Raw genomic sequence first — 24,148 nt, 5'->3', positions numbered from 1 at the left:
GGCTACGCCTCCTCCTGGCTCTCGTCGTTGGTGTCGTCTTCTGCGGGGGCCGCGCCCTTGGCGGCGCCCGGAGCGGTCTTGCGGTTGAACTCGATCTCCACGCGCGCCTTGGCGATCTCGCTGAAGGCGACCCGGCGGGCGGTGGGCTTACGCCCCTTCACGCCCGGTACTTCGAGGTCCAGGCCCTCGTCGTCGACGGCGGTGATCCGGGCGACCAGCTCGCCGCCCTCGTGCAGCTGGGCCTTGATCAGGCGGCCGGTGGCCCGGCGGTAGTGCCGCGGCTCGGTGAGCGGGCGGTCGGCGCCGGGCGAGGTGACCTCCAGGGTGTACGCGACGTCCCCCATGGCGTCCGCGTCGTCCAGGGCCTGCGAGATCTCGCGGCTGAGTGCGGCGCACTCGTCCAGCTGGACGCCCTCGTCGGAGTCCACGACGATCCTCAGCACACGCCGCTTGCCCGCGGGGGTCACCTCGATCTCTTCCAGATCCAGGTCTCGCGCGGCGACCAGCGGTTCAAGCAGTCCGCGCAGCCTCTCGCTCTGGGTGGTGCTCATCCGGGTGACTCCTCGGCCGCGTGTGCTGTTGTGGGATGGTCGCGTGTCTGGCCAAAGCCTATCTGTTCCGGCGGGGTACTGACGATTCCGTGCGCGGGCGCGGTTACGCTCGCCTGCGGTGATCACCAGATCATCACCCGCAGACCCCCGGGAAGAGGACCGTGCCGCAGCCGAGTACGCACCCGAGTACGCACCTGAGGAGAAGGACCCTGCTGGCGGGCGCCGCGGTCGGCAGCGCGGCACTGCTCACCAGCTGCTCCGAGCAGCCCGCCGCGTCCGACGACATGGACAGCGCCGCCGGACGCACGCTGCTCGACAAGGGCGCACGGGACAGCGGCGCGCTGCTGGCCCGGTACGACGCGACGCTGACCGCGCACCCGGGCCTGGAACGGCGGATCCGTCCGCTGCGGGACGAAGTCGCCCGGCACATAGCGGCGTTCGAGGCTCCCGAGGCCACCGGCACCCCGTCCGCCACGCCTTCCGCGACCGCTTCACCGTCCCGTGCACCGGGCCGGCAGCGCGCACCGGAAGTGCCCGGTACGGAGAAGAAGGCCCTCGCCGAGCTGGCCGACGCCGAGCGGCACACGGCCGACCTGCGGACGGCCGCGCTGGTGAGCGCCCCGCCGGAGGTCGCACGGCTGCTCGCCTCGGTCGCCGCGGCCGGTGCCGCCCACGCCCACCTGCTCGAAGCGCGCGACGAGCACGACGAGAAGGACGGGAAGAACGCCTGATGCCGGCCGACAAGCACGAGGACCCGGAGCGCAAAGCCGAGATCGAGGCCCTGCAGAACGCCCTGGCCGCCGAGCACGCCGCGCTCTACGGCTACGGCGTGGTGGGGGCGCGGGTCGACGACGGACGGCGCAAGGAAGCACAGGACGGCTACGACGCCCACCGTGCACGCCGGGACGAACTCAGCCGCCGCGTGACCGCGCTCGGCAGCACGCCGAAGGCCGCGGCGGCCGCTTACGCACTGCCGTTCCCGGTGCCCGACGCCGCGGCGGCCGTCCGGCTCGCGGCCGACATCGAGGACCGGGTGGCCGGCGCCTACGCGGACCTCGTACGCGCCTCCTCGGGCGCCCGGCGGCGCGCCGCGGCCGGATCGCTGCGCGAGGCAGCGGTGCGTGCGGTGCGCTGGCGCGGCAGCGGCGTAGCCTTCCCTGGGCTCGCCGAACGGACCACGGCCGGCAGCCCGTCGCCCACCGCGACCGGATCCGCCGACGCGCTCTGAGCGCACAGCGGCCGTACGGGCTCGCCGGTCACCCCGGCACCGCCGACGAAAGGGACAGCTCCAGCATGGCAACGCCACCCATCGAACCGCCGAGACGGTTGGTGCGCGCGATCGGCGACGACCCCGGAAGCCCCGCGCGCGCCTGGCTGGACGCGCTCCCGGACCGCGTGGCGGAGCGGCTGGCGGCGTGGGAGCTGATCCCGGAGCGGGTGCACGAGCCGGGCGGCCGCGCCAGCCTGCTCGTCCTGGTCACCCAGCGGGACGGCACGCCCGCCGCGCTGAAATTCCCGCTGCCCGGACAGCCCGGCGCCGCGGCCGAGGCGGCGGCGCTGGCGCGCTGGGACGGCTGGGGCGCGGTACGGCTGCTCCGCGCCGACACCGAGAGCGGCGCACTGCTCCTCGAACGCCTCCGCGGCGGGGTGTCGCTGCGCTCACTGCCCGAGGCGAAGGCCCTGCTGGAAGCGGCCGGGACGGTCCGCAGGCTCTGGGTACCGCCCTCGGAGGGCCACCCCTTCGAGACCCTGGCCGGCCGTACGGAAGCGGCCGTGGCCGCGCTGCGCGAGCGGGGCACGGCGGTCCCGTCGGCCGCCCCGCTGGTCGACGAGGCCGCCGAACTGCGCGGCGCGCTGCCCGCCGACGCACCCGAGGAGGTCCTGCTGCACGGCGCGTTCCGCCAGGGCAAGGTGCTGGCCGGGCACCGCACGCCGTGGCTGGCGGTGGGGCCGCGCCCGGTGGTCGGGGAGCGCGCGTACGACCTGGTGGGGCTGGTCCTGGACCGCATGGAGGACCTGGCCGCCGGCACCGGCGCCGCGGCCGCGGCCCGCCGCCGGGTCGCCAAGCTCGCCGACTCCCTCGACGTCGACCGCGACCGCGCGCGCGGCTGGACCCTGGTAGGCGCGGTCGAGGCAGGCCTCCGGGCCGTGACCGCGGGCGACCGCGCCCGCGGAGAACTGCTGCTGGAGTTCGCGACCTGGCTGTGACGCCGTCGACCGTGCGGCGTGAAGCAGCAGACTCGAGCCCGGCGCTCGAGGACGCACGCACGCCGCAATCAGGCCCAGCCTGCGCTCGGGGACGTACGCACGCCACAATCAAGCCCGGCCCCCCTTCGGGGACGTATGCACGCCGGAAACAAGCCCGTCCGGCGCTCGGGGGACGAACGGCCGCCAGGCCGCGATGCACGGGGTACGCCGACGGGCCCGCACGTCACCGCGCGGGCCCGCCACCGAGGCCGGAAATTACGCGCTGAGGCGCGCCACGGCCTCCTCGACCGTGACCTCCTCGCGCTCACCCGTCCGCCGGTCCTTCAGCTCGACGATGCCCTCGGCGGCACGGCGCCCCGCGACCACGATCGTGGGCACGCCGATCAGCTCGGCGTCGGTGAACTTCACGCCCGGGGAGACCCCGGCCCGGTCGTCGACCAGTACGCGCAGCCCCGCCGCGCCCAGCTTGTCGCCGACCTCCAGCGCCAGCTCGGTCTGCTTGGCCTTGCCCGCCGCGACGACGTGCACGTCGGCCGGGGCGACCTCGCGCGGCCAGCACAGGCCGGACGCGTCGTGGGTCTGCTCGGCGAGCGCCGCCACCGCACGGGAGACGCCGATGCCGTACGAGCCCATCGTGACCCGCACCGGCTTGCCGTTCTGGCCGAGCACGTCGAGCTCGAACGCGTCGGCGTACTTGCGGCCCAGCTGGAAGATGTGGCCGATCTCGATCGCGCGGTCGATGACCAGCCCGGCACCGCACTTGGGGCAGGGGTCGCCCGGCTCGACGACGACCACGTCGAGGTAGTCGTCCACCTCGAAGTCCCGGCCGGCGACGACGTTGCGGGCGTGCTTGCCGTCCTTGTTGGCGCCGGTGATCCAGGAGGTGCCGGGCGCGACGCGCGGGTCGGCGATGTACCGGAAGGCCTTGCCGGCCAGCCCCTGCGGGCCGACGTAACCGCGGACCAGGTCGTCGCGGCCGGTGAAGTCCTCGGCGGTGACCAGTTCGACGACGGCCGGGGCGAGGTGCTCACCGAGCTTGCCCATGTCGACCTCGCGGTCGCCCGGGACGCCCACGGCGACGATCTCGCCGTCCACCTTGACCAGGAGGTTCTTCAGCGTGGCGGAGGCCGGGACGCCCAGGTGCTCGGCGAGCGTCTCGATGGTCGGGGTGTCGGGGGTGTCCAGCTCCTCGATCTCGCCCACGCCGGCGGCGTCCGAGGGCTCGACCTTGACCGTGACGGCCTCGGTGTTCGCCGCGTAGTCGCACTGCGGGCAGTCGACGAAGGTGTCCTCACCGGCCGCGGCGGGGGCCAGGAACTCCTCGGAGGCGGAGCCGCCCATCGCGCCGGAGACGGCCGAGACGATGCGGTAGTCCAGGCCCAGGCGCGCGAAGATCTTCTGGTACGCCTCGCGGTGCAGCGCGTACGACTGCGCCAGGCCCTCGTCGGTGGTGTCGAAGCTGTACGAGTCCTTCATCTGGAACTCGCGGCCGCGCAGCACGCCGGAGCGGGGCCGCGCCTCGTCCCGGTACTTCGTCTGGATCTGGTACAGCATGACCGGCAGGTCCTTGTAGGACGTGCACTGGTCCTTGACCGTGAGGGTGAAGATCTCCTCGTGGGTGGGGCCGAGGAGGTAGTCGGCGCCCTTGCGGTCCTTCAGGCGGAACAGCAGGTCGCCGTACTCCTCCCAGCGCTCACTGGTCTCGTACGGCTCCTTGGGGAGCAGCGCGGGGAGCAGGACCTCCTGGGCGCCGATGGCGTCCATCTCCTCGCGCACCACGCGCGAGACGTTCTCCAGCACCTTCTTGCCCAGCGGCAGCCAGGTCCAGATGCCGGCGGAGGTGCGGCGGACGTACCCGGCGCGGACGAGCAGCTTGTGGCTGGCGGTCTCGGCGTCGGCCGGGTCGTCGCGCAGCGTCTTGATCATCAATCGGGACATGCGCTGGACCTGGGCCATGGTGATTCTCCTGCGTAAGAAAGGTGACTGGGGCGAGGTTATCGGGCCGGGTGTCGCGCACGGAAATGGATACCGCTCCCCCGGCCTCCCGGGAGCCACCGCACAAGCCCCCGCGGCCCGCTGCCGTCAGCGCGCCAGCGGCAGCGGCGCGCCCATCACCGCGTACGGCGCGGGGGCGCTCGGGAAGAGCACACGACGGGCGAGGTCCTGGTAGCCGAGCGAGCGGTACAGCCCGCGTGCCGGGCTCTCGACGTCGATCGCGGAGAGGATGCTGCGCGGGTAGGGCACCTCGTCGGTGATACGCGTGATCAGCGCCCGGCCGATGCCGCGCTTCTGGTACGCGGGATGGACGTGCAGCTCCGTGATGACGAAGGAGTCGTCCAGCCAGAAGTCCTGGCCGGTGCTGCGCAGGTACGGCTCGACGACGCTGGACCACCAGTGGGAGCGGTCGTTGGGCAGGCCGTACACGAACCCGGCCAGCCGGCCTTCGGGCGTGGTGGCGCCCAGGGCGCGGGCTCCGGGGGTGGTGAGGTGGCGCAGCACGATGTGGCGCCGTACTCCGATCTCGTCGTCGGTCAGGCCGAAGGCGAGGGCCTGCACGGCCAGCGCGTCGTCCACGCGGGCAGCGAGGTCGAGGGGGCCGACCGCGACGTCATCCATGGCCGGGAGCGTACACAGCGGGAACGGTGAACACGATCGGTCCGGACACCTCGGCCGGGAGACGCCGGGGCGGCACGGCACCCCGGCGGCCGGCGCCCCGGTCAGAACAGCACGCTCATGAACGCGCCGACCTCTTCGAAGCCGACCCGCCGGTACGCGGCCCGCGCCGCGGTGTTGAAGTCGTTCACGTAGAGGCTGACGATGGGCGCGACGTCGGCGAGGGCGTAGCGCAGTACGGCCGCCATGCCGGTCTCGGAGAGGCCCTTGCCGCGGTACTCGGGCGCGACCCAGACGCCCTGGATCTGGCAGGCGCGCAGGGTGGCGGCGCCGATCTCGGCCTTGAAGACGACCTTGCCGTTCTCCACCCGGGCGAAGGAGCGTCCCGCGCCGACCAGCTCGGCGACGCGTGCCTGGTAGAGCAGTCCGCCGTCGCCGGCCAGCGGCGAGATGCCGACCTCCTCGGTGAACATGGCCACGCACGCGGGCATGATCAGGTCCATCTCGTCCTTGCGGATGCGCCGGACGTACGGATCGGGGGCGACCTCGGCAGCGGGCTCGGTGGTGACCATCAGCGGCTGGTGGGCACGCACCTCGCGGGCCGGGCCCCAGGCGGGCTCCAGCAGGGACCACAGCTCGGCCGTGGGCGCCGCGGGGCCGACGATGGAGGAGCAGCGGCGGCCCTGCCGGCGGGCCCGCTCGGCGAAGGCGCGTACGGCGTCGGGGGTGGCGCAGACGGGGACGAGGTTGGCTCCCGCGTAGCAGAGGGATTCCAGTCGCCCGTTCTCGTACCAGCCCCACATCTCGCCGCCGAGCCGCCAGGGGTCGAGCCCGGCGACCTGGACCCGGGCGGCCACGAAGGCGTTGGCCACCGGGTCGCGGTCCAGGACCGCGAGGGCATCGTCGAGCTCCCCGGGCTCAAGGACCTTGGTGGTGGTCGTCAGCACGTGTCGGATTGCCTCACCGTGACAGGGCCGGGGCCGTAAGAGAGCAGGTCCAGGCACTGTACCTCGCGTACACGCGATGCGCCCCTGCCCATCTCGGAGACGGGCAGGGGGGCAGGTCGCGCGTACCGCGGTTGTCCACAGGGGGCGCACCGCCTGTCCTTGCGGTTGTCCACAGGGGGGCGGTGGGGGGTGGGTGGGGGCTAGTTTCGTTTGGTGTGCGGTGGAGGTGGGGGAGGGGCCTCGCACCGGTCGGTCGGGGAGAGGGAGGGGCCCTGCCAGGGAACGGAGGTCAGCCCGCGACCGCCACCGAAGGCTCCCCCGAAGCCACCCCGTCCTTCTCCATCTGCTCGGCGATCTTCATGGCTTCCTCGATGAGGGTCTCCACGATCTTCGACTCCGGCACGGTCTTGATGACCTCACCCTTCACGAAGATCTGGCCCTTGCCGTTACCGGAGGCCACCCCCAGGTCCGCCTCACGGGCCTCACCCGGACCGTTGACCACACAGCCCATCACCGCGACCCGCAGCGGCACCTCCATACCGTCCAGCCCCGCGGTGACCTCCTCGGCCAGCTTGTACACATCCACCTGCGCCCGCCCGCACGACGGACACGAGACGATCTCCAGCCGCCGCTGCCGCAGATTCAGCGACTCCAGAATGGAGATACCGACCTTGATCTCCTCCGCCGGCGGCGCCGACAGCGACACCCGGATCGTGTCCCCGATCCCCTCGCTCAGCAGCGCCCCGAAGGCCACCGCCGACTTGATCGTCCCCTGGAACGCCGGACCCGCCTCGGTCACCCCCAGGTGCAGCGGATAGTCGCACTGCGCGGCCAGCTGCCGATAGGCGTTGACCATCACCACCGGGTCGTTGTGCTTCACCGAGATCTTGATGTCCCGGAACCCGTGCTCCTCGAACAGCGACGCCTCCCACAGCGCCGACTCCACCAGCGCCTCGGGAGTGGCCTTGCCGTACTTCTGCAGCAGCCGACGGTCCAGCGACCCCGCGTTCACCCCGATCCGGATCGGCGTGCCGGCGTCCGAGGCCGCCTTGGCGATCTCCTTGACCTTGTCGTCGAACTGCTTGATGTTGCCCGGGTTCACCCGCACCGCCGCACAGCCCGCATCGATCGCCGCGAACACGTACTTCGGCTGGAAGTGAATATCGGCGATCACCGGGATCTGCGACTTCTTCGCAATGATCGGCAGCGCATCCGCGTCGTCCTGCGTCGGACACGCCACCCGCACGATCTGACAGCCCGACGCCGTCAGCTCCGCGATCTGCTGCAGCGTCGCCCCGATGTCCGCCGTACGCGTCGTCGTCATCGACTGCACCGACACCGGCGCATCCCCGCCGACGGCCACCGGCCCGACGTGTATTTTGCGGCTGACACGGCGGTCGGCGAGCTTGGTCGGAACGTCCGGCATTCCCAGCGCAATGGCAGTCATCTGACGAGCTTCCCCAAGGTGTGATCAAGGACCCGAGATCGGCGGGCTCCGTGGCCGAGGTTACGTCACGGGCATTGCCGGAGGCACATCGCGCAGGTTTACACCGCCCGAAAGGACGGTTGCCGGACACCCGTACGTGTTCGCACGAGTGCCCGGCGTACCGGAGCGGGCTTCGGCGGCGCTGCTAGCCGGTCAGCCGTACCGGGTTCACGACGTCCGCGACCAGCACCAGCAGCGTGAAGCAGATGAAGATGCCGGCGACGACGTAGGCGACCGGCATGAGCTTCGCCACGTCGAAGGGGCCGGGGTCGGGGCGCCGGAAGACCTTGGCGAAGGCGCGGCGCAGCGACTCCCACAGAGCGCCCGCGATGTGCCCGCCGTCCAGCGGCAGCAGCGGCAGCATGTTGAACAGGAAGAGCGAGAGGTTGAAACCGGCGACCAGGAAAAGCATGGTCGCGACCCGCTGGGACGGCGGGATGTCCAGCGAGAAGACCTCGCCGCCGACGCGCGCTGCGCCCACGACACCCATCGGGGAGTCCTGCTTGCGCTCGCCGCCGTTGAAGGCGGCGTTCCACAGGTCGGGGACCTTGCCGGGCAGGGCGATGAGCGAGTCGACGCCCTGCTTGACCATGTTGCCCATGCGGTCGACGGACTGGCCGAAGTCCTGCCGGACGATGCCGCTGGCGGGGGTGAAGCCGAGGAAGCCGGCGGTGACGTACTGGTCGGCGACGTAGCCGCCGTGGCCGTCGGTCTTGGCGACCTTGTTCTCGATGAGGTCGGCGTGCAGCTCCTTCCGCGCGCCGTCCCGCTCGACGGTGATCGTCGCGGGCCCGGTGGTGTCCCGGATGGCCTGCTGGAGGGTGTCCCAGTCAGGCATCGGCCGCCCGTCGAAGGCGACGATGCGGTCGCCGGCCCGCAGGCCCGCGGCCTTGGCCGGGGAGTCCTTGGCCCCGGACGGACACTTGTCGGTCTTGGCGGAGGCCGCGATGACACAGTCCGAGACCGAGCCGACCTGGGTGGTCTGGGTGTTGATGCCGAAGCCCATCAGGACGCTCATGAAGATCACGACCGCGAGGATCAGGTTCATGAACGGCCCGGCGAACATCACGATGACGCGCTTCCAGGGCTTGCGGGTGTAGAACAGCCGCTTCTCGTCGCCCGGCTGCAGCTCCTCGAAGGCGGCCGAACGGGCGTCCTCGATCATTCCGCGCCAGGGCGAGGTGGAGCGCGCCGACAGCTTCCCGTCGTCGCCGGGCGGGAACATGCCGATCATGCGGATGTAGCCGCCGGCCGGGATGGCCTTGATGCCGTACTCGGTGTCGCCCTTCCTGCGGGAGAAGAGCGTCGGCCCGAAGCCCACCATGTACTGCGGCACGCGGATGCCGAACATCTTGGCCGTCGACAGGTGCCCCAGCTCGTGCCAGGCGATCGAGAAGAGCAGGCCGACGACGAAGACGACGATGCCGAGGATGGTCATCCAGGTCGTCATGCGCGGGCCTCCGATGGTGTGCGTGCCGCGCGGGCGGCCAGTTCACGGGCGCGGGAGCGCGCCCAGGTCTCCGCTTCCAGTACGTCCGAGAGGGTCAGGGACGTTCCCGGCGCGGGCGTGCCGTGCTCGGCGACGACTTCGGCGACCGTATCGACAATTCCTGTGAAGGGCAGCCCGCCCTTCAGGAATGCGTCGACGCATTCCTCGTTGGCGGCGTTGAAGACGGCGGGTGCGGTGCCGCCGAGTGCGCCGACGTGGCAGGCGAGCGGTACGGAGGGGAAGGCCTCCTGGTCCAGCGGGAAGAACTCCCAGGTGTGGGCCTTGGTCCAGTCGATGCCGGGGGCCGCGTCCGGGATGCGCTCGGGCCAGCCGAGGGCCAGCGCGATGGGCATGCGCATGTCGGGCGGGCTGGCCTGGGCGAGAGTGGAGCCGTCGGTGAACTCGACCATGGAGTGGATGTAGGACTGCGGGTGGACGACGACCTCGATGCGCTCGAAGGGCACGTCGTACAGCAGGTGTGCCTCGATGACCTCCAGGCCCTTGTTGACCAGGGTGGCGGAGTTGATCGTGATGACGGGGCCCATCGCCCAGGTGGGGTGTGCGAGGGCCTGCTCGGGCGTGACGGTGGCCAGCTCGGCCCTGCTGCGGCCGCGGAACGGGCCGCCGGAGGCGGTGACGACCAGCTTGCGTACCTCTTCGCGGGGGCCGCCCATCAGGCCCTGGAAGAGTGCGGAGTGCTCGGAGTCGACGGGGACGATCTGGCCGGGCTGCGCGAGCGCCTTGACCAGCGGGCCGCCCACGATCAGCGACTCCTTGTTGGCGAGCGCGAGGGAGGCGCCGCTCTTCAGGGCCGCGAGGGTGGGGGCGAGGCCGATGGAGCCGGTGATGCCGTTCAGTACGGTGTGGCACTTGGTACCGGCGAGCTGGGTGGCGGCGTCGGGGCCGGCCAGGATCTCCGGCAGCGGCTCGCCCGGTCCGTACTGTGCGGCCAGCGCCTCGCGCAGCGCGGGTACGACGTCCTCGCGGGCCACCGCGACGGTGCCGACGCGCAGCTGCCGGGCCTGCTCGGCGAGGAGCGCGACCCGGCCGCCGGCCGCGGACAGGCCGGTGACGCGGAAGCGGTCGGGGTTGCGCAGGACGAGATCGATCGCCTGGGTGCCGATGGAGCCGGTGGAGCCGAGGATCACGATGTCGCGTGGCTCGCCGGGTACGGCGGGCGCCGGGGTGAAACGCAGGTGCGGATGGGCGAGGGATTCCGTCATGGGCACCATTGTGGCCGGTCACGTCCGGAGTACGGACACCAGCTCGCGGAAGTCCGGCCCGGCCGGGGGCGCCGGGAGGCGCGGCGGGTGGTGCGCGGGGCCCGCTGCCGATCGGCAGTAGCCGTAGCCGCCCCGGGGCGGCCGGCCTGCCCGGTCCCGTCCAGCGGGCCCAGTACGGGCCGGTCCCCTGCTCGCGGGGACCGGCCCGTCCCCCGTCCCGTCACCGCACGGATCCGCCCGTCACCGGATCCGTGCGGTGCACGTCTCACCTGATGCGCCGGTGCACGTTCTCCCTCCGGGCGGGCCCCGGTGTCGCGTCCGCGATCCACGGGCCGTCGCCGCTGGGGTCGATGACGCCTTCCTCCAGCCAGGCGTACGTACCGGTCAGGACCCCGGCCACGACCTTGCGGTCCAGGTCGTCGGTGTTGGTCCACAGCCGTGCGAACAGTTCCTCGACGCGGATCCTGGCCTGCCGGCAGAACACCTCGGCCAGCTGGTGCGCCTCGCGGCCGTGCTCGCCGGTGGCCTTCAGGTGCTCGGCCCGTACGCACGCCGCGCTCATGGCGAACAGCTCGGCGCCGATGTCCACGATCCGCCCGAGGAAGCCCTGCTTGGTCTCCATCCGGCCCTGCCAGCGCGACATCGCGTAGAACGTGGAGCGCGCGAGCTTGCGGGAGGTGCGTTCGACGTACCGCAGGTGTGTGGCCAGCTCGCCGAACTCCGCGTACGTGCCGGGCACCTGGCCGGGCCCGGCGACCAGCTTGGGCAGCCAGCGGGCGTAGAAGCCGCCGGCCCGCGCCGCGGCCTTCCCCTTGTCCGTGAGGGACTTGTCGGGGTCGATGAGGTCGCCGGCGACGGACAGATGGGCGTCCACCGCCTCGCGGGCGATGAGCAGGTGCATGATCTCCGTGGAGCCCTCGAAGATCCGGTTGATGCGCATGTCGCGCAGCACCTGTTCGGCGGGGACGGCCCGTTCGCCGCGCGCGGCGAGCGACTCGGCGGTCTCGAAGCCGCGGCCGCCGCGGATCTGGACCAGTTCGTCGGCCATCAGCCAGCCCATCTCCGAGCCGTACAGCTTGGCGAGCGCCGCTTCGATGCGGATGTCGTTGCGGTCCTCGTCGGCCATCTGCGAGGAGAGGTCGACGACGGCTTCCAGCGCGAAGGTGGTGGCGGCGATGAAGGAGATCTTGCCGCCGACCGCCTCGTGCTCGGCGACCGGCTTGCCCCATTGCTCGCGCGCGGCGGACCACTCGCGGGCGATCTTCAGGCACCACTTGCCGACGCCCACGCACATGGCGGGCAGCGACAGCCGCCCCGTGTTGAGCGTGGTCAGCGCGATCTTCAGGCCCGCGCCCTCGGGGCCGATGCGGTTCGCAGCGGGCACCCGTACCTGGTGGAAGCGGGTGACGCCGTTCTCTATGCCGCGCAGGCCCATGAAGGCGTTGCGGTTCTCCACCGTGATGCCGTCCGAGCCCGCCTCGACGACGAAGGCGGTGATGCCGCCCTTGTGTCCCTCGGACTTGGGTACCCGGGCCATCACGACGAGCAGGTCGGCGACGACGCCGTTGGTCGTCCACAGCTTCACGCCGTCCAGTACGTAGTCGTCCCCGTCCGGTACGGCCATGGTGGCCAGCCGGGCCGGGTCCGAACCTACGTCCGGTTCGGTGAGCAGGAACGCGGAGATGTCCGTACGGGCCAGCCGCGGCAGGAACTGGTCCTTCTGCTCCTGTGTGCCGAACAGTTTCAGCGGCTGCGGTACGCCGATCGACTGGTGCGCGGAGAGCAGCGCCCCGACCGCCGGGCTGACGGAACCGACCAGCGACAGGGCCTTGTTGTAGTACACCTGGGTGAGGCCCAGGCCACCGTACTTGGTGTCGATCTTCATGCCGAGCGCGCCGATCTCCTTGAGACCGGCGATGGTCTCGTCGGGGATCTGCGCCTCGCGCTCGATGCGCGCACCGTCGATCTTCGTCTCGCAGAAGTCGCGGAGCTTGGCCAGGAATTCCTCACCACGCTGGACCGCTTCCGCGGCGGGCGTGGGGTGGGGGTGTATGAGGTCGAGCCGGAAGCGCCCGAGGAACAGCTCCTTGGCGAAGCTGGGCTTGCGCCAGTCCTGTTCACGGGCCGCCTCGGCGACCTGCCGGGCTTCGCGCTCGGAGACGTTGCGGGTGGATGGAGCCGTCATGAGGAGGGTCACCTCACCGCGGGGTCGGTGGTCCGTACCGGTCCGCCGGGTCGGCTACCGGTCAGTGGCCTGCCCGGGTTGGCTACCGGTCAGTGCTACTTGTGAGTCTGTACCCGATCCGCACGACTTGCACCAGTCCTCGCGCATACGGACGTTCGCCCGCCGCCCGCCGCGCACAGCTCCCGGCCCGGCGCCCGGCCCCGCCGTCAGTCCCGCGGCGGGTCGATCAGCCCGCGCTGGTACGCCTTCACCAGACGGCGCGGCACGGTGTACTGGCTGCCGTCGATCGTGATCGGCACCAGGTCCGGCTGCGCGGCCTTCCAGTTGGAGCGGCGGTGACGGGTGTTGGAGCGGGACATCTTCCGCTTGGGGACGGCCATGGGTCTTCTCCCTGTCGGTCTGCGGGGGACGACCGACAGCCTACATGAAAATGATTCCCATTCTTCTGGGGGTGCGCGGACCCGCGTCCGGGAAAGCCGGAGGGCCGGGGCGCACCCGATGTGCGCCCCGGCCCCTGCTGTCCAGTGTCCGGCTCTGCTGCCGGAAGCGTCAGAGTTCCAGCCCGGTCATCACCATCACTCGCTCGTAGGTGTAGTCCTCCATCGCGTAGCGGACGCCCTCGCGGCCCACACCGGACTGCTTGGCGCCGCCGTACGGCATCTGGTCGGCGCGGTACGACGGCACGTCGCCGATGATCACGCCGCCCACCTCCAGCACCTTGTGGGCGCGGAAGGCGGTCTGCAGGTCGTGCGTGAACACGCCTGCCTGGAGGCCGTACTTGGAGCTGTTGACGGCGGCGAAGGCCGCCTCCTCGCCGTCCGCCTTCTGTACCGACAGGACCGGTCCGAAGACCTCCTCGCACGCGAGCGTGGTGCCCTCGGGCAGGTCGGCGAGGACGGTCGGCGCGTACGTGGCGCCCTCCCGCTTGCCGCCGGCGAGCAGCTGGGCGCCGGCCTGCACGGCCTCGTCGACCCAGGACTCCACGCGCCGGGCGGCGTCCTCGCTGACCAGCGGGCCGACCTCGGTCGCGGGGTCCGTCGGGTCGCCGGTGACCTGCGCCTCGACACGCTCGACGATCTTCGGCAGCAACCGGTCGTACACGGACGCGTCGGCGATCACGCGCTGCACGGAGATGCAGGACTGGCCGCCCTGGTAGTTGGAGAAGGTGGCGATGCGCTGCGCCGCCCAGTCCAGGTCCGCCTCGGAGGAGTAGTCGGCGAGGATGACCGCCGCGCCGTTGCCGCCGAGCTCCAGGGTGCAGTGCTTGCGCGGCACCGAGTCCATGATCGCGTAGCCGACCTTCTCGGAACCGGTGAAGGAGATCACCGGCAGCCGCTCGTCCTGGACCAGCGCGGGCATCCGGTCGTTCGGCACCGACAGGACGCTCCAGGAGCCGGCCGGCAGCTCGGTCTCGGCCAGCAGCTCGCCGAGGATCAGGCCGGAGAGCGGGGTGGCCGGGGCGGGCTTGAGGATGATCGGCACGCCGGCCGCGATGGCCGGGGCGACCTTGTGGGCGCTCAGGTTGAGCGGGAAGTTGAACGGCGCGATGCCGAGCACGGTGCCCTTCGGGACCCGGCGGATCAGCGCGAGGCGGCCCGCGCCGCCGCCGTCGGTGTCCAGGCGCATGGCCTCGCCGGCGTTGAAGCGGCGGGCCTCCTCCGCGGCGAACCGGAAGACCGACACGGCGCGGCCGACCTCGCCGCGCGCCCACTTGATCGGCTTGCCGTTCTCCGCGGAGATCAGCTGGGCGATCTCCTCCGTACGCTCCACCAGGCGCTTGGTGACGTGGTCCAGCGCGGCGGCGCGCACGTGCGCGGGGGTGGCGGCGAACTCGGCCTGCACCGCGACGGAGGCGGCCACGGCCTCCTCGACCTGCTCCTCGGTGGGCACGCTCACGGTGCCGACGGTGCGGCCGTCCCAGGGCGAGGTGACCTCGAAGGTCTCGGTGCCGGTGGCCTCCCGGCCGGCGAGCCAGAAAGCCGTGGTGGCTGCGTCATTACGGATCGGCACAGTGGTTACCGGCCCTTCTCGGTGGCGTGGTGAGTGGCGCGCCGGCCGGTGCGCGCGGCGGTTCCCGCCACGCCCGGCCTCGGTCGCCCTTCCGGACGGGATCCACGGTAGGGGCGCGCTCCCGCACCGGTGTTTGTCCGGGACGTACTAGTCCGCGGAGCTGGTCCTACGGATTGGCGAGTGCGGGGGTGACGGAGGGGACTCCGGGCCGGCTGAGGGGGCTCGGAGGCGGCCGCGGGGCTTCCCGGTGGCCCGGGGACAGGTCGCTCCCCCGCTGCTCAGGAGTCGGGCGAGCACGTGGTCGCCTTCAGGGCCAGCCACAGTTCCATCCGTACGTCCGGGTCGTCCAGGGAGCGGCCGAGGATCTCCTCGACGCGGCGCATCCGGTAGCGCAGCGTGTGCCGGTGCACTCCGAGGTCGGCGGCGGCCGCGTCCCACTGGCCGTGCCGGGACAGCCAGGCGCGCAGCGAGGCCACCAGGTCACCGCGGCCGGTCGCGTCGTGGTCGTGCAGCGCGCGCAGCATCCCGTCGGCGAAGGCGCGTACCGCGTCGTCGGCGAGGAGGGGCAGCACGGAACCGGCCGCCACGTCCTCGTGCTCGACCAGGACCCGGCCGCGCCGCCTGGCCACCGACATCGCCTGCTCGGCCTGACGGTAGGCGGCCGAAGCGGCGGCGGGCCCGGACGGCGCCGAGAGGCCGACGGCCAGGCCCGGGGTGCCGCGGACCGCGCCGGGCGCCCGCTTGTGCGTGCCGGTGCCGGCCCCGGTACGGGCCTCCAGCGCGGCAGCGTGGCCGGCACCCGCCTCGGCCGCCGCGCCGCCGTCCGCGGCGAGCACGGTCAGCCGGCTGCCGTCCGGTACGGCGAGCACCGCCTCACCGCTCCGTGCCGCCGCCGACTCCATCGCGTCGGCGAGCGCGTCCAGCGCGGCCGTCGCCTCGGCGGCGGACCACTCCTCGCCGTTGCCGCCGGGCACCTGCTCCGCCACCAGCATCCGGAACGGCGCGTCCAGCAGACCGCCGTACAGCCGCCCCGCCACGGCCCGCGCGTGGTCCGGCTCGCCGGCCAGCAGCATCCGCAGCACCGCGGCCCCGAGGCGCTGCTCGGCCTCCTGCAGCGCGCGGGACCGCTCGGTGGTCAGGGTCAGCAGGGCGACGGCGGAGTGCACCGCGTACCGCTCCGCCGTGCCCAGCGGCGCGCCCGTACCGACCGCGAGGACGCCGCGTGCCCGGCGCCCCGTGCCCAGCGACTGCAGCTCCACCCGGTCCTCGCCCTCGGCGTCCGGGACCACCGAGCTCGCGGGGGCCGGACGCTCGCGCAGCTTGCCGATGTCGTCGGTGAGGCGCGCCGCGCGGCGGGCCGCCCAGTCGGGGGCCGCGGCGACCACCGCGCCGGAGGCGTCGTACAGCGCGGCCCAGCCCTTCAGGTGCGCGGCGAGCCGGGCGAGCAGCTCCGCCGGGCCCTCGGCGGACAGCGCCGCGCGGGTCAGCTCCCGCTGCGCCTCGAAGCCCTCGGTCACCGCGCGGTACTGATCGGCGGCCACGGCCGCCGAGACGGCCTTGCTGATCGCCACGAACGGCGTCCGGCGCGGCACCGCGAGCAGCGGGAAGTCCTCCTCGCGGGCCGCGGTGAGCAGCGCCTCCGGCACGTCCTCGTAGTTCACCCCGACCGCGAAGCCCAGGCCCACCACCCCGGCGCCCGCGATCCGCCGTACGTACCGCCGCGCCACCTCCGGATCCTCCGCGTCCAGCTTGAGCGCGGTGATCAGCAGCAGCTCGCCGCCCTCCATGTAGGGCACCGGGTCGATCAGCTCGCTCACGTGCGCCCAGCGGACGGGGGTGTCCAGCCGGTCCTCGCCCGCGAGCACGGTCAGCTTGAGCGCGGAGTGGTGGGCGAGAGAGCCAAGGGTGTGAGGCATGGGACCTTCGATGCGCGTGCGGCGGGAGCCGGGGGTTTCCTCCGTCCCGTATGAACGGCCACCACCAATTCTGCCTCAGCGGAGGAATCGGGGCGGCCGCTTCCGGCCTTCCGGCGAAGGCCGCACGCCCCCGAGTGGCCGCACGCCCCCCAGTGGCCGCATGCCCCGGGAGGCCGCGGCTCAGCCGCGCAGGTCCACCAGTACCGGCGGGGCCGACTCCCCCGTCACCGAGGTCACCGACAACACCGCGTGCCCGGCCGGTACGGCGTTGGCCAGGTCCGACGCCGACCAACGCTCCCGCTCCACGGTCCGTACCGTCACCGCCTTCGCCGTCACGTCCTTGCCCGTCACCAGCCGCCTGATCGAATGCATCAGCTTGGTGAACGGCTCGTCGGAGACGATCTGCCGGTCGGTGACGTCCCGCGTCTCCACCCACGCCTTGCCCCACACCTCGGCGAACCGCGCGCCGTCCCACGTCGTCACGCCCGCGAACGCCATCCGGCAGCCGACCGTCCCCAGCAGCGCCCCGCGCAGCGCCTCCGGCACGTCGTCCAGCGCCCGCAGGGTCAGTACGACCCCGGCGTTCGCGGACCGCAGCCGCTGCAGGCCCCGCAGCGCCTCCTGGGTGACGACATGCGAGGCGTCGTCGAGCACCAGACACGCGAACACCGACCGGTCGGCCCGCGCCACCGCGCACTCGGTGAACTGCGCGAGCACCAGCCGCGCCAAGATCCGCGACGCGTCGGCGTGCCCGCGCTCGGGCAGGTCGATCCGTACCCGCAGCGGGCGGTCCAGCGCCTGCAGCGACACCTGCCGCGACTGCCCCGTCGGGTCGAAGAACCCCGCGAACGCGGGGCGGTCCAGCAGCGCGATCCGGTCCGCGAGCAGCGCCCCGACGTCGCCGGCGCGCTGCGCCTGCCGCTCCCGGGCGTCCAGCTCGCGCAGCGCGCCGTGCTCGCCCGCCGCCTCCAGCGCGGTCCGCAGCGCGGCCGTCGCCTCCGGCGCCCCGTCCAGCAGCTCCCGCAGCTCGGCCACCCCGGGGAACCGCCCGTGCGCCGCCCGGAACGGCCCCAGCAACTGCCCCAGCACCGTCGCAGCCCGCCGGCTCTCCCCACCCGGCAGCCCCGCCGTCACATCCCCCACCAGCGCCTCCGCCAACACGGCGGCCGCCTCGTCGGGGTCGGTGGTACCGCCGTAGAGGTCGAGGTCGCAGGGGGATTCGCGGTGTCCCACGCGGACGACGACGTCGAACGCGCCGTCCGCCGCCGGGCCGTCCCCGGCCGCCCCGACCGAGACCACCGCGGCCCGGCCGGCCAGCGCCTGCAGGCACATGGCCTCCAGTACCGGGCGCACCAGGCGGGACGTCTTGCCCGCACCGGGCGGCCCGACCGCCAGCAACGAGGTCCCCAGCACGGCGGGGTCGAGCGCCGTACCGGTGCCGCGCCGGTCGTAGGGGTTACGGAGGTCGTCGGACGCCGTGCCGATGCGCACCTGGCCGGTGAGCAGGTCGTGCCGGGCGGTGCGCACCGGCAGGTCACGGGCGCCGGAGGGGTGGCCGCAGGCACCGGAGCCGTGCTGCTGGACGCTCTCGACGAAGGCGGGGAAGCGGCTCGTCTGCACCCGTACGGACTCCCAGGCGCGGGTGATCCGCGCATGGTCGACGTCGTTCATCAGCCCGGCCCGCGCCTCCCGCGCCAGCCGGTCAGCGGCCCCTCCGGCCCCGGCGGCCCGCAACTCGGCCCACTCGGCTTGGTCGACCTGGAGGACCGGTGCCTCGGCCTCGGCGGCGTCCGCGGCGTCGGTCCCGCGGCGCCGGCCGGGCGGGGCGTGGCGGCGCCACACCTCGGCCCAGCACCCGAACGGGGCGAGCACGGCCAGCAGGATCGCGAGGTCGATGAGCGAGTAGCTCGTGGAGTAGTAGAAGTACGACGCCGGATCGCCCGAGTCCGGGGTCAGGTTCTGCAGCTGGAGCATGAGGAGCGACGAGTCGCGCGTCTTGTCGGTGCACCACTCCCAGAGGAGCCAGGCGGCGGCCAGCGCCACCACGGCACGCAGGATCAGCGCGCCGCCGGGGACGGCACCCGGGTCCTTCGGGGCCAGCCATCCCGGCAGCCGCTTCCACACCCGGCGGCCCACGGGGGCGAGGAGCCGCCGGAAGAGCGTCGGCCACCGGCCCACCCGCCCGAAGAGGACGACGATCACACCGAGGACCAGCGCCATGTACACGAAGGTCGAGATGACGCCCGTGTTACCCGCCCGCCAGGAGTCGGGCAGCATCACCTCCAGCGGCCACTTCCAGTACGGGCCGAGGTAGCCGTTCATCAGCAGCGACCACAGCAGCCACGCGCAGAGGAACGAGATGACGGCCCCCGCGATCAGCTGCGGCACCGCGATCTCGTGCGGCTCCTCCTTCGGGCGGGGCCGGTGTTCGAAGGACCAGATGCCCGGGCCCGCCAGGACGCGGGGGGCGCGGAGCCAGGTCATGAAGGGGGACTCCGGTGCGCCGGGCGCCGTGGCGGGCATAGGCGGTACCTTCGCCGCCCCGGCCTGCTCCGCCCCGGACGGCATCCCCGGCGGCCCTCCCGGCGCAGCCGGGTGCGCAGCCGGGTGCGGGAGGCGGGCCGGGTGGGTGTTGCGTGCGTCGTGCGTGCCCTCGGTGTCCATCCGGTGTCCCTGTTCCCCCTAGTTCAGCGGTGGCGGTGCGGCAGGCGGCGATCGGTGTGCCGCGGATCAATCTACTGGCCGTACGCCGTCGTCATACCCGGCCCGCGCTATGTCCGGTACGGACAACGCGCCCCCCGCACTTCTCCCGAACGGTGCATGCCCCGGCCGCCCGACCGCCCCTAGCCTGCGAACGCAACCCTTCGTACGTCACGTAGTACGCCGCCTCTGCGCGTCCGCGTCCTCGTTCCCTCCAGGAGACCGCCATGTCCGAACTGACCGGAGGCCCCGCCCTCCCCCAGGAGCGCCGCGTCGTCACCGCGATCCCCGGCCCCAAGTCCCAGGAGCTGTGGGCGCGTAAGCAGGAGACCGTGGCGGCCGGTGTCGGTGCGGTGCTGCCCGTGTTCATCAAGCGCGCCGGCGGCGGTGTCCTGGAGGACGTGGACGGGAATTCGCTGATCGACTTCGGTTCCGGTATCGCGGTGACCTCGGTCGGCAGCAGCGCCGAGGCCGTCGTGCGCCGCGCGACCGCGCAGCTCGCCGACTTCACCCACACCTGTGCGATGGTCACGCCGTACGAGCCGTACATCGAGGTGTGCGAGCAGCTCGCCGAGCTGACGCCGGGCGACCACCGGAAGAAGTCGGCGCTGTTCAACTCGGGCGCCGAGGCCGTGGAGAACGCCGTCAAGATCGCGCGGGCGTACACCAAGCGGCAGGCCGTGGTCGTGTTCGATCACGGGTACCACGGCCGGACCAACCTGACCATGGCGCTGACGGCGAAGAACATGCCGTACAAGCACGGCTTCGGGCCGTTCGCGCCCGAGGTCTACCGGGTGCCGCTGGCCTACCCGTACCGCTGGCTGACCGGTCCGGAGAACTGCGCCCAGGAGGCCGCGGACCAGGCCATCTCGCAGATCACCAAGCAGATCGGCGCGGAGAACGTCGCGGCGATCATCATCGAGCCGGTGCTCGGCGAGGGCGGCTTCATCGAGCCGGCCAAGGGCTTCCTGCCCGCCCTCGCGAACTTCGCGAAGGAGAACGGGATCGTCTTCGTCGCCGATGAGATCCAGTCCGGGTTCTGCCGGACCGGGCAGTGGTTCGCCTGTGAGGACGAGGGCATCGTCCCGGACCTCATCACGACCGCGAAGGGCATTGCCGGTGGTCTGCCGCTGGCGGCCGTGACCGGGCGCGCGGAGATCATGGACGCCGCGCACGCCGGTGGCCTCGGTGGCACGTACGGCGGCAACCCCGTCGCCTGCGCCGCCGCCGTCGGTGCCATCGAGACCATGCGTGAGCTGGACCTGAACGCCAAGGCCCAGCGCATCGAGGAGGTCATGAAGGCGCGTCTGCAGACCATGGCCGAGAAGTACGACATCATCGGCGAGGTCCGCGGCCGCGGCGCGATGATCGCGATCGAGCTGGTGCAGTCCGGCTCGAAGGAGCCGAACCCGGAGGCGACCTCGGCGCTGGCCAAGGCCTGCCACCAGGAGGGCCTGCTGATCCTGACGACCGGTACGTACGGCAACGTCATCCGCTTCCTGCCGCCGCTGGTCATCGGCGAGGACCTGCTGAACGAGGGCCTGGACATCCTGGAGTCGGCCTTCGCCGCTCTCTGAGCCCTTCGAAGCCGCTGAGCGCCCGTCGGCCCGTGCCGGCGGGCGCTCGGCGCTTTCCCGAGGCAGGCGCTCAGCGCTTTCCCGAGGCGGGCGCTCGGCGCTTTCCCGAGGCGGAATCCGGGCCACCGGCCCGAAGTGGCGAGACCGCGTGAAGAAGATGTGCGGGGGCCATGGCGGGTGGGTGATCCGCCTGTCGGAAGGCCACCGCTCTGCCGTACGGTTTCTGCAGATGAGAGAAACACCCCGCTCGCAGGGGACTGCGAGCGATGCCCGGTCGGCGCTTCCCCGGCTTCGACCTGGCTGTGCCCTCGCGCACACCACCGGAGCCTCCGGCTCCGGGAATCCTCACCGATCGGATGGCCGCCCGCCCCAGACCCCCCGGGGCGCGCGGTTCGCCGGTCAGTACGGCCGCCCCGGAATCACCCCCCTGTTCCGGGGCGGCCGGCCTCTCTCCCCGCGTACGCGTGCACGCTGGCCGCTTCGCTCCTCTTCCTCACCTTCCTCACCTGGCAGGTCGCCGTCCACGGGGCCCTGCTGCGGCTGGACGCCCGGCTGGACCGCGTACTCCTGGCACGTGCCCTGCCCGCGCCGCTCGCCGAATTCCTCGCCGACCTGGGCAACATGACGGTGGCCCTGCCCGTGCTGCTGGCAGCCGTGGCGTACGCGGCACGGCGGGCGCGGACCGCGGGGCTCCCCCGCTGGTGGCTGCCGCCGCTCGCCGCGGCCGTCGCGATGGCCGTCGTACCGGCGCTCGTCGGGCCGTTGCAGGCGGCACTGGCCCGGCCCGCCCCGCCGGGCGCGCTGGCCGGCGAAACCGGCTTCTACCCGTCGGGGCACGCCGCGACCGCGGCCGTCGCGTACGGGGCGGCCGCCCTGCTCCTGCTGCCGTGGGCGGCCGCGCCGGCCGCCCGCCGCCTGCTGATCACCGCGGCGCTCGTCCTGGCCCTGGCCACCGGCCCGGGGCTGGTCGTCCGCGGCTACCACTGGCCGCTGGACGTCCTGGCCTCATGGGCGCTGTCGGTCGCGCTGCTCACCGTGCTGTACGGCGCGGTGCACGGCGTCCGGCGGCGGCACGGCACGCAGGGCGTCCCGGGCCGCTGATCCGCGCGGCCCGCCGGACGCCTCGGAGTCCTCATGGCTCCCCCGCCATGCGTGCCGCCGCCTCGTGCAGGGCGAGTTCCAGCACTCCGGGGTCGGTGAGCGTGCCGTCGCCGTCCGGGGGGATCAGCCAGCGGGTGCCGCCCGTGCAGCGGCCCGGATAGGGGACGACGATCCAGGTGCCCGGGCCGGCGCCGCGTACTCCCGTGCCCACCCAGCGGGCCGTCGTGCCGGGCGGGACGAAGAACCCGATGCGGCTGTCGCCGAAGTCGGCGAGCACCGGGCCCGGGCGGTCGAGGCAGTGGGTGAGCACGTCGAGCGCGGGATACCCCAGGGAGCCGGGGATGATCAGTACGTCCCAGGCCAGTCCGGCCGGGAGGAGCGCCACCCCGAGCGGGTTGCGCTCCCATTCGAAGCGGCAGGACTCCGGGTCCGGTGCCACCGCCACGAGCCATTCCACGGCACGCCTGCCCCGTGTGGGGTCCATGGCTGCCTCCCTCACTCGCCCGCCGGCCCGTCGGGGCCGCGTTCCGAGAGGGAGAGCGGGAGGCCGCCGCCTCCTTACACGGGTCCATCGATGATCTTGGGGTGGCGTGGATCACAACGGGCCGCCGCGTGGTGCGCGGGCGCACCCCGGGGCACGCCCGCGCCGGGGCCGGGGCCGGGGCCGCAGCCGGACTGCGGCCGGGGCCGGGCTCTCAGCTGTCGAAGCCCATGCCCGCCTTGTCCATCGCCTTCAGCCAGAGGTTCCGCTTGCCGCCGCGCGCGTCGGCCCGGGTCATCGACCACTGGGTGAGGCCGATGCCGGCCCAGCGCAGCGGCTCCGGCGGGAACGGCAGCGGCTTCGTGCGGACCATCTCCAGCTCCGTACGCTCCGTGCGGGCGCCGGAGAGCAGATCGAGCATGACGTCGGCGCCGAAACGGGTGGCGCCGACGCCCAGGCCCGTGTAGCCGGCGGCGTAGGCGACCCGCCCGCCGTGCGCGGTGCCGAAGAACGCCGAGAAGCGGGAGCAGGTGTCGATCGCGCCGCCCCAGGCGTGGCTGAAGCGGACGCCCTCCAGCTGCGGGAAGCACTGGAAGAAGTGGCGGGCGAGCTTCTCGTACGTGGCGGGGTGGTGGTCGTACTCGGCGCGGACGCCGCCGCCGTACCGGTACACGATGTCGTAGCCGCCCCACAGGATGCGGTGGTCGGCGGTGATGCGGAAGTAGTGGAAGTGGTTGTTGCTGTCGGAGAGGCCCTGGCGGTTCTGCCAGCCGATCGCGGCGAGCTGGTCGCCGGTCAGCGGCTCGGTCATCAGGGCGTGGTCGTAGACCGGGACGACGTACGGGCGGACCCGGCGGACCAGGTTCGGGAAGGCGTTGGTGCCGAGCGCCACGTGGCGGGCGAAGACGCGCCCGTAGGGCGTGCGCACGGCCATGCCGGTGCCGTCGGCGGCCAGGTCGGTGGCGCGGGTGTGCTCGTAGATCCGTACGCCCTGGTCCAGGCAGGCCTGCTTCAGGCCCCAGGCGAGGCGGGCCGGATTGAGCATGGCGACGCCGTCGCGGTTCCACAGGCCGGCCAGGAAGGTCGGCGAGGCGACCTCGGCGCGTACGGCGTCCCGGTCGAGGAAGTCGTACCGGCCCACGCCCAGCCGCGCGGTCTCCTCGGCGGCCTCCTTCAGCTCGGCGATCTGGTGCGGCTCGGTGGCGAGGTCGATCTCGCCGGTGCGCTCGAAGGCGCAGTCGATGCCGTACCGCTCGACGGCGTCCCCGATGGCGTCGAGGTTGCGGGCGCCCAGCTCTTCGAGTTTCTTCAGTTCGCCGGGCCAGCGGGCCAGGCCGTTGCCGAGGCCGTGGGTGAGGGAGGCGGCGCAGAAGCCGCCGTTGCGGCCGGAGGCGGCCCAGCCGGCCTCCTGGCCCTCGACCAGGACGACGTCGCGTTCCGGGTCGCGCTCCTTGGCGAGCAGCGCGGTCCACAGGCCGCTGTAGCCGCCGCCGACGACGAGCAGGTCGCAGCGCTCGTCGCCGACGAGGGCCGGGAGGGCGGCGGGACGGTCGGGGTCGTCCAGCCAGAAGGGGGTGGGGGCGGCGTCCGCGAGCGCGTGGACCGCCGGTGCGGGGGTCCGGGTGGTCCGCCCGGTGGGGTTCATGGCAGCTCGTGCCATG

General features: G+C 72.9%; 19 protein-coding genes. 5 read left to right on the top strand and 14 right to left on the bottom strand.

What is annotated here, in order from left to right; genetic code table 11:
• Window positions 1-2: 2 nt before the first annotated feature.
• On the bottom strand, window positions 3-551 hold the full coding sequence (gene rimP, locus AAC944_RS26500) for a ribosome maturation factor RimP (RefSeq protein WP_030624946.1): 549 nt from the start codon (window positions 549-551) through the stop codon (window positions 3-5).
• Window positions 552-712: 161 nt separating this feature from the next.
• Between rimP and AAC944_RS26495 the strand changes: the two genes are divergently transcribed.
• The 3 genes from AAC944_RS26495 to AAC944_RS26485 all read left to right on the top strand — a co-directional run bounded on the left by AAC944_RS26495 (window position 713) and on the right by AAC944_RS26485 (window position 2,759).
• On the top strand, window positions 713-1,282 hold the full coding sequence (locus AAC944_RS26495) for a hypothetical protein (RefSeq protein WP_051872428.1): 570 nt from the start codon (window positions 713-715) through the stop codon (window positions 1,280-1,282).
• Window positions 1,282-1,779 carry a ferritin-like domain-containing protein gene (locus AAC944_RS26490; RefSeq protein ID WP_030624951.1) on the top strand — a complete coding sequence of 166 codons (498 nt, stop codon included), beginning with the start codon at window positions 1,282-1,284 and terminating at the stop codon, window positions 1,777-1,779. The genes AAC944_RS26495 and AAC944_RS26490 overlap by 1 nt, the downstream gene beginning before the upstream one ends.
• 65 nt (window positions 1,780-1,844) lie before the next feature.
• Window positions 1,845-2,759 (top strand): aminoglycoside phosphotransferase family protein, encoded by a 915-nt coding sequence (locus AAC944_RS26485; protein ID WP_030624954.1) that lies wholly within the window; start codon window positions 1,845-1,847, stop codon window positions 2,757-2,759.
• A gap of 255 nt (window positions 2,760-3,014) precedes the next feature.
• On the opposite strand, the gene AAC944_RS26480 is transcribed toward AAC944_RS26485, so the two are convergent.
• The 11 genes from AAC944_RS26480 to AAC944_RS26430 form a co-directional block, all read right to left on the bottom strand.
• Window positions 3,015-4,715 (bottom strand): proline--tRNA ligase, encoded by a 1,701-nt coding sequence (locus tag AAC944_RS26480; protein WP_030624956.1) that lies wholly within the window; start codon window positions 4,713-4,715, stop codon window positions 3,015-3,017.
• A gap of 126 nt (window positions 4,716-4,841) precedes the next feature.
• Window positions 4,842-5,375, bottom strand: coding sequence for a GNAT family N-acetyltransferase (locus AAC944_RS26475; RefSeq protein ID WP_030624959.1), 534 nt, complete (start codon window positions 5,373-5,375; stop codon window positions 4,842-4,844).
• 101 nt (window positions 5,376-5,476) lie between these two features.
• Complete coding sequence (locus AAC944_RS26470; protein ID WP_030624962.1) at window positions 5,477-6,319, bottom strand: GNAT family N-acetyltransferase; 843 nt, start codon at window positions 6,317-6,319, stop codon at window positions 5,477-5,479.
• A gap of 289 nt (window positions 6,320-6,608) precedes the next feature.
• A complete protein-coding gene (ispG, locus tag AAC944_RS26465) occupies window positions 6,609-7,766 on the bottom strand; it encodes a flavodoxin-dependent (E)-4-hydroxy-3-methylbut-2-enyl-diphosphate synthase (protein ID WP_368396459.1) in 1,158 nt (385 codons plus the stop codon).
• Window positions 7,767-7,950: 184 nt separating this feature from the next.
• Window positions 7,951-9,255 carry a M50 family metallopeptidase gene (locus AAC944_RS26460; protein ID WP_030624769.1) on the bottom strand — a complete coding sequence of 435 codons (1,305 nt, stop codon included), beginning with the start codon at window positions 9,253-9,255 and terminating at the stop codon, window positions 7,951-7,953.
• Complete coding sequence (dxr, locus tag AAC944_RS26455) at window positions 9,252-10,517, bottom strand: 1-deoxy-D-xylulose-5-phosphate reductoisomerase (protein ID WP_030624773.1); 1,266 nt, start codon at window positions 10,515-10,517, stop codon at window positions 9,252-9,254. The genes AAC944_RS26460 and dxr overlap by 4 nt, the downstream gene beginning before the upstream one ends.
• Before the next feature lie 265 nt (window positions 10,518-10,782).
• Window positions 10,783-12,702 (bottom strand): acyl-CoA dehydrogenase family protein, encoded by a 1,920-nt coding sequence (locus AAC944_RS26450; protein WP_030624777.1) that lies wholly within the window; start codon window positions 12,700-12,702, stop codon window positions 10,783-10,785.
• 206 nt (window positions 12,703-12,908) lie between these two features.
• Entirely contained in the window at window positions 12,909-13,082 is a 174-nt protein-coding gene (gene rpmF / locus AAC944_RS26445; RefSeq protein ID WP_030624779.1) for a 50S ribosomal protein L32, read from the bottom strand.
• 169 nt (window positions 13,083-13,251) lie between these two features.
• Complete coding sequence (locus AAC944_RS26440; RefSeq protein ID WP_030624782.1) at window positions 13,252-14,712, bottom strand: aldehyde dehydrogenase family protein; 1,461 nt, start codon at window positions 14,710-14,712, stop codon at window positions 13,252-13,254.
• Between the two features lie 278 nt (window positions 14,713-14,990).
• Window positions 14,991-16,628, bottom strand: coding sequence for a PucR family transcriptional regulator (locus tag AAC944_RS26435; RefSeq protein WP_030624785.1), 1,638 nt, complete (start codon window positions 16,626-16,628; stop codon window positions 14,991-14,993).
• A 180-nt stretch (window positions 16,629-16,808) separates the two neighbouring features.
• Complete coding sequence (locus AAC944_RS26430; protein ID WP_438272758.1) at window positions 16,809-19,151, bottom strand: ATP/GTP-binding protein; 2,343 nt, start codon at window positions 19,149-19,151, stop codon at window positions 16,809-16,811.
• Window positions 19,152-19,555: 404 nt separating this feature from the next.
• On the opposite strand from AAC944_RS26430, the gene gabT reads away from it, so the two are divergent.
• Together gabT and AAC944_RS26420 are read left to right on the top strand one after the other, a co-directional pair.
• A complete protein-coding gene (gabT, locus tag AAC944_RS26425; protein ID WP_030624791.1) occupies window positions 19,556-20,905 on the top strand; it encodes a 4-aminobutyrate--2-oxoglutarate transaminase in 1,350 nt (449 codons plus the stop codon).
• Window positions 20,906-21,526: 621 nt separating this feature from the next.
• Window positions 21,527-22,006 (top strand): phosphatase PAP2 family protein, encoded by a 480-nt coding sequence (locus tag AAC944_RS26420; protein ID WP_368396458.1) that lies wholly within the window; start codon window positions 21,527-21,529, stop codon window positions 22,004-22,006.
• A gap of 31 nt (window positions 22,007-22,037) precedes the next feature.
• Here AAC944_RS26420 and AAC944_RS26415 read toward each other — a convergent pair whose 3' ends face one another.
• Together AAC944_RS26415 and AAC944_RS26410 are read right to left on the bottom strand one after the other, a co-directional pair.
• Window positions 22,038-22,490 (bottom strand): hypothetical protein, encoded by a 453-nt coding sequence (locus AAC944_RS26415; RefSeq protein ID WP_030624798.1) that lies wholly within the window; start codon window positions 22,488-22,490, stop codon window positions 22,038-22,040.
• Window positions 22,491-22,701: 211 nt separating this feature from the next.
• Window positions 22,702-24,147, bottom strand: a complete 1,446-nt coding sequence (locus tag AAC944_RS26410) for an NAD(P)/FAD-dependent oxidoreductase (protein WP_078888994.1) — start codon at window positions 24,145-24,147, stop codon at window positions 22,702-22,704.
• Window position 24,148 lies beyond the last annotated feature (1 nt).

Source organism: Streptomyces sclerotialus (genome assembly GCF_040907265.1).
Lineage (GTDB): Bacteria > Actinomycetota > Actinomycetes > Streptomycetales > Streptomycetaceae > Streptomyces > Streptomyces sclerotialus.
Note: the sequence above shows the minus strand (reverse complement) of the source record. Positions and strands in the feature narration are given on the sequence as shown.

What these genes read in the sequence shown, in the direction of transcription:
- AAC944_RS26450 (WP_030624777.1), bottom strand. Translation starts at nt 12,702, where the DNA reads ATGACGGCTCCATCCACCCGCAACGTCTCCGAGCGCGAAGCCCGGCAG.
- gabT (WP_030624791.1), top strand. Translation starts at nt 19,556, where the DNA reads ATGTCCGAACTGACCGGAGGCCCCGCCCTCCCCCAGGAGCGCCGCGTC.
- AAC944_RS26415 (WP_030624798.1), bottom strand. Translation starts at nt 22,490, where the DNA reads ATGGACCCCACACGGGGCAGGCGTGCCGTGGAATGGCTCGTGGCGGTG.
- AAC944_RS26460 (WP_030624769.1), bottom strand. Translation starts at nt 9,255, where the DNA reads ATGACGACCTGGATGACCATCCTCGGCATCGTCGTCTTCGTCGTCGGC.
- ispG (WP_368396459.1), bottom strand. Translation starts at nt 7,766, where the DNA reads ATGACTGCCATTGCGCTGGGAATGCCGGACGTTCCGACCAAGCTCGCC.
- AAC944_RS26410 (WP_078888994.1), bottom strand. Translation starts at nt 24,147, where the DNA reads ATGGCACGAGCTGCCATGAACCCCACCGGGCGGACCACCCGGACCCCC.
- AAC944_RS26475 (WP_030624959.1), bottom strand. Translation starts at nt 5,375, where the DNA reads ATGGATGACGTCGCGGTCGGCCCCCTCGACCTCGCTGCCCGCGTGGAC.
- AAC944_RS26480 (WP_030624956.1), bottom strand. Translation starts at nt 4,715, where the DNA reads ATGGCCCAGGTCCAGCGCATGTCCCGATTGATGATCAAGACGCTGCGC.
- AAC944_RS26485 (WP_030624954.1), top strand. Translation starts at nt 1,845, where the DNA reads ATGGCAACGCCACCCATCGAACCGCCGAGACGGTTGGTGCGCGCGATC.
- rpmF (WP_030624779.1), bottom strand. Translation starts at nt 13,082, where the DNA reads ATGGCCGTCCCCAAGCGGAAGATGTCCCGCTCCAACACCCGTCACCGC.
- AAC944_RS26430 (WP_438272758.1), bottom strand. Translation starts at nt 19,151, where the DNA reads ATGCCCGCCACGGCGCCCGGCGCACCGGAGTCCCCCTTCATGACCTGG.
- AAC944_RS26435 (WP_030624785.1), bottom strand. Translation starts at nt 16,628, where the DNA reads ATGCCTCACACCCTTGGCTCTCTCGCCCACCACTCCGCGCTCAAGCTG.
- rimP (WP_030624946.1), bottom strand. Translation starts at nt 551, where the DNA reads ATGAGCACCACCCAGAGCGAGAGGCTGCGCGGACTGCTTGAACCGCTG.
- dxr (WP_030624773.1), bottom strand. Translation starts at nt 10,517, where the DNA reads ATGACGGAATCCCTCGCCCATCCGCACCTGCGTTTCACCCCGGCGCCC.
- AAC944_RS26420 (WP_368396458.1), top strand. Translation starts at nt 21,527, where the DNA reads ATGACGGTGGCCCTGCCCGTGCTGCTGGCAGCCGTGGCGTACGCGGCA.
- AAC944_RS26490 (WP_030624951.1), top strand. Translation starts at nt 1,282, where the DNA reads ATGCCGGCCGACAAGCACGAGGACCCGGAGCGCAAAGCCGAGATCGAG.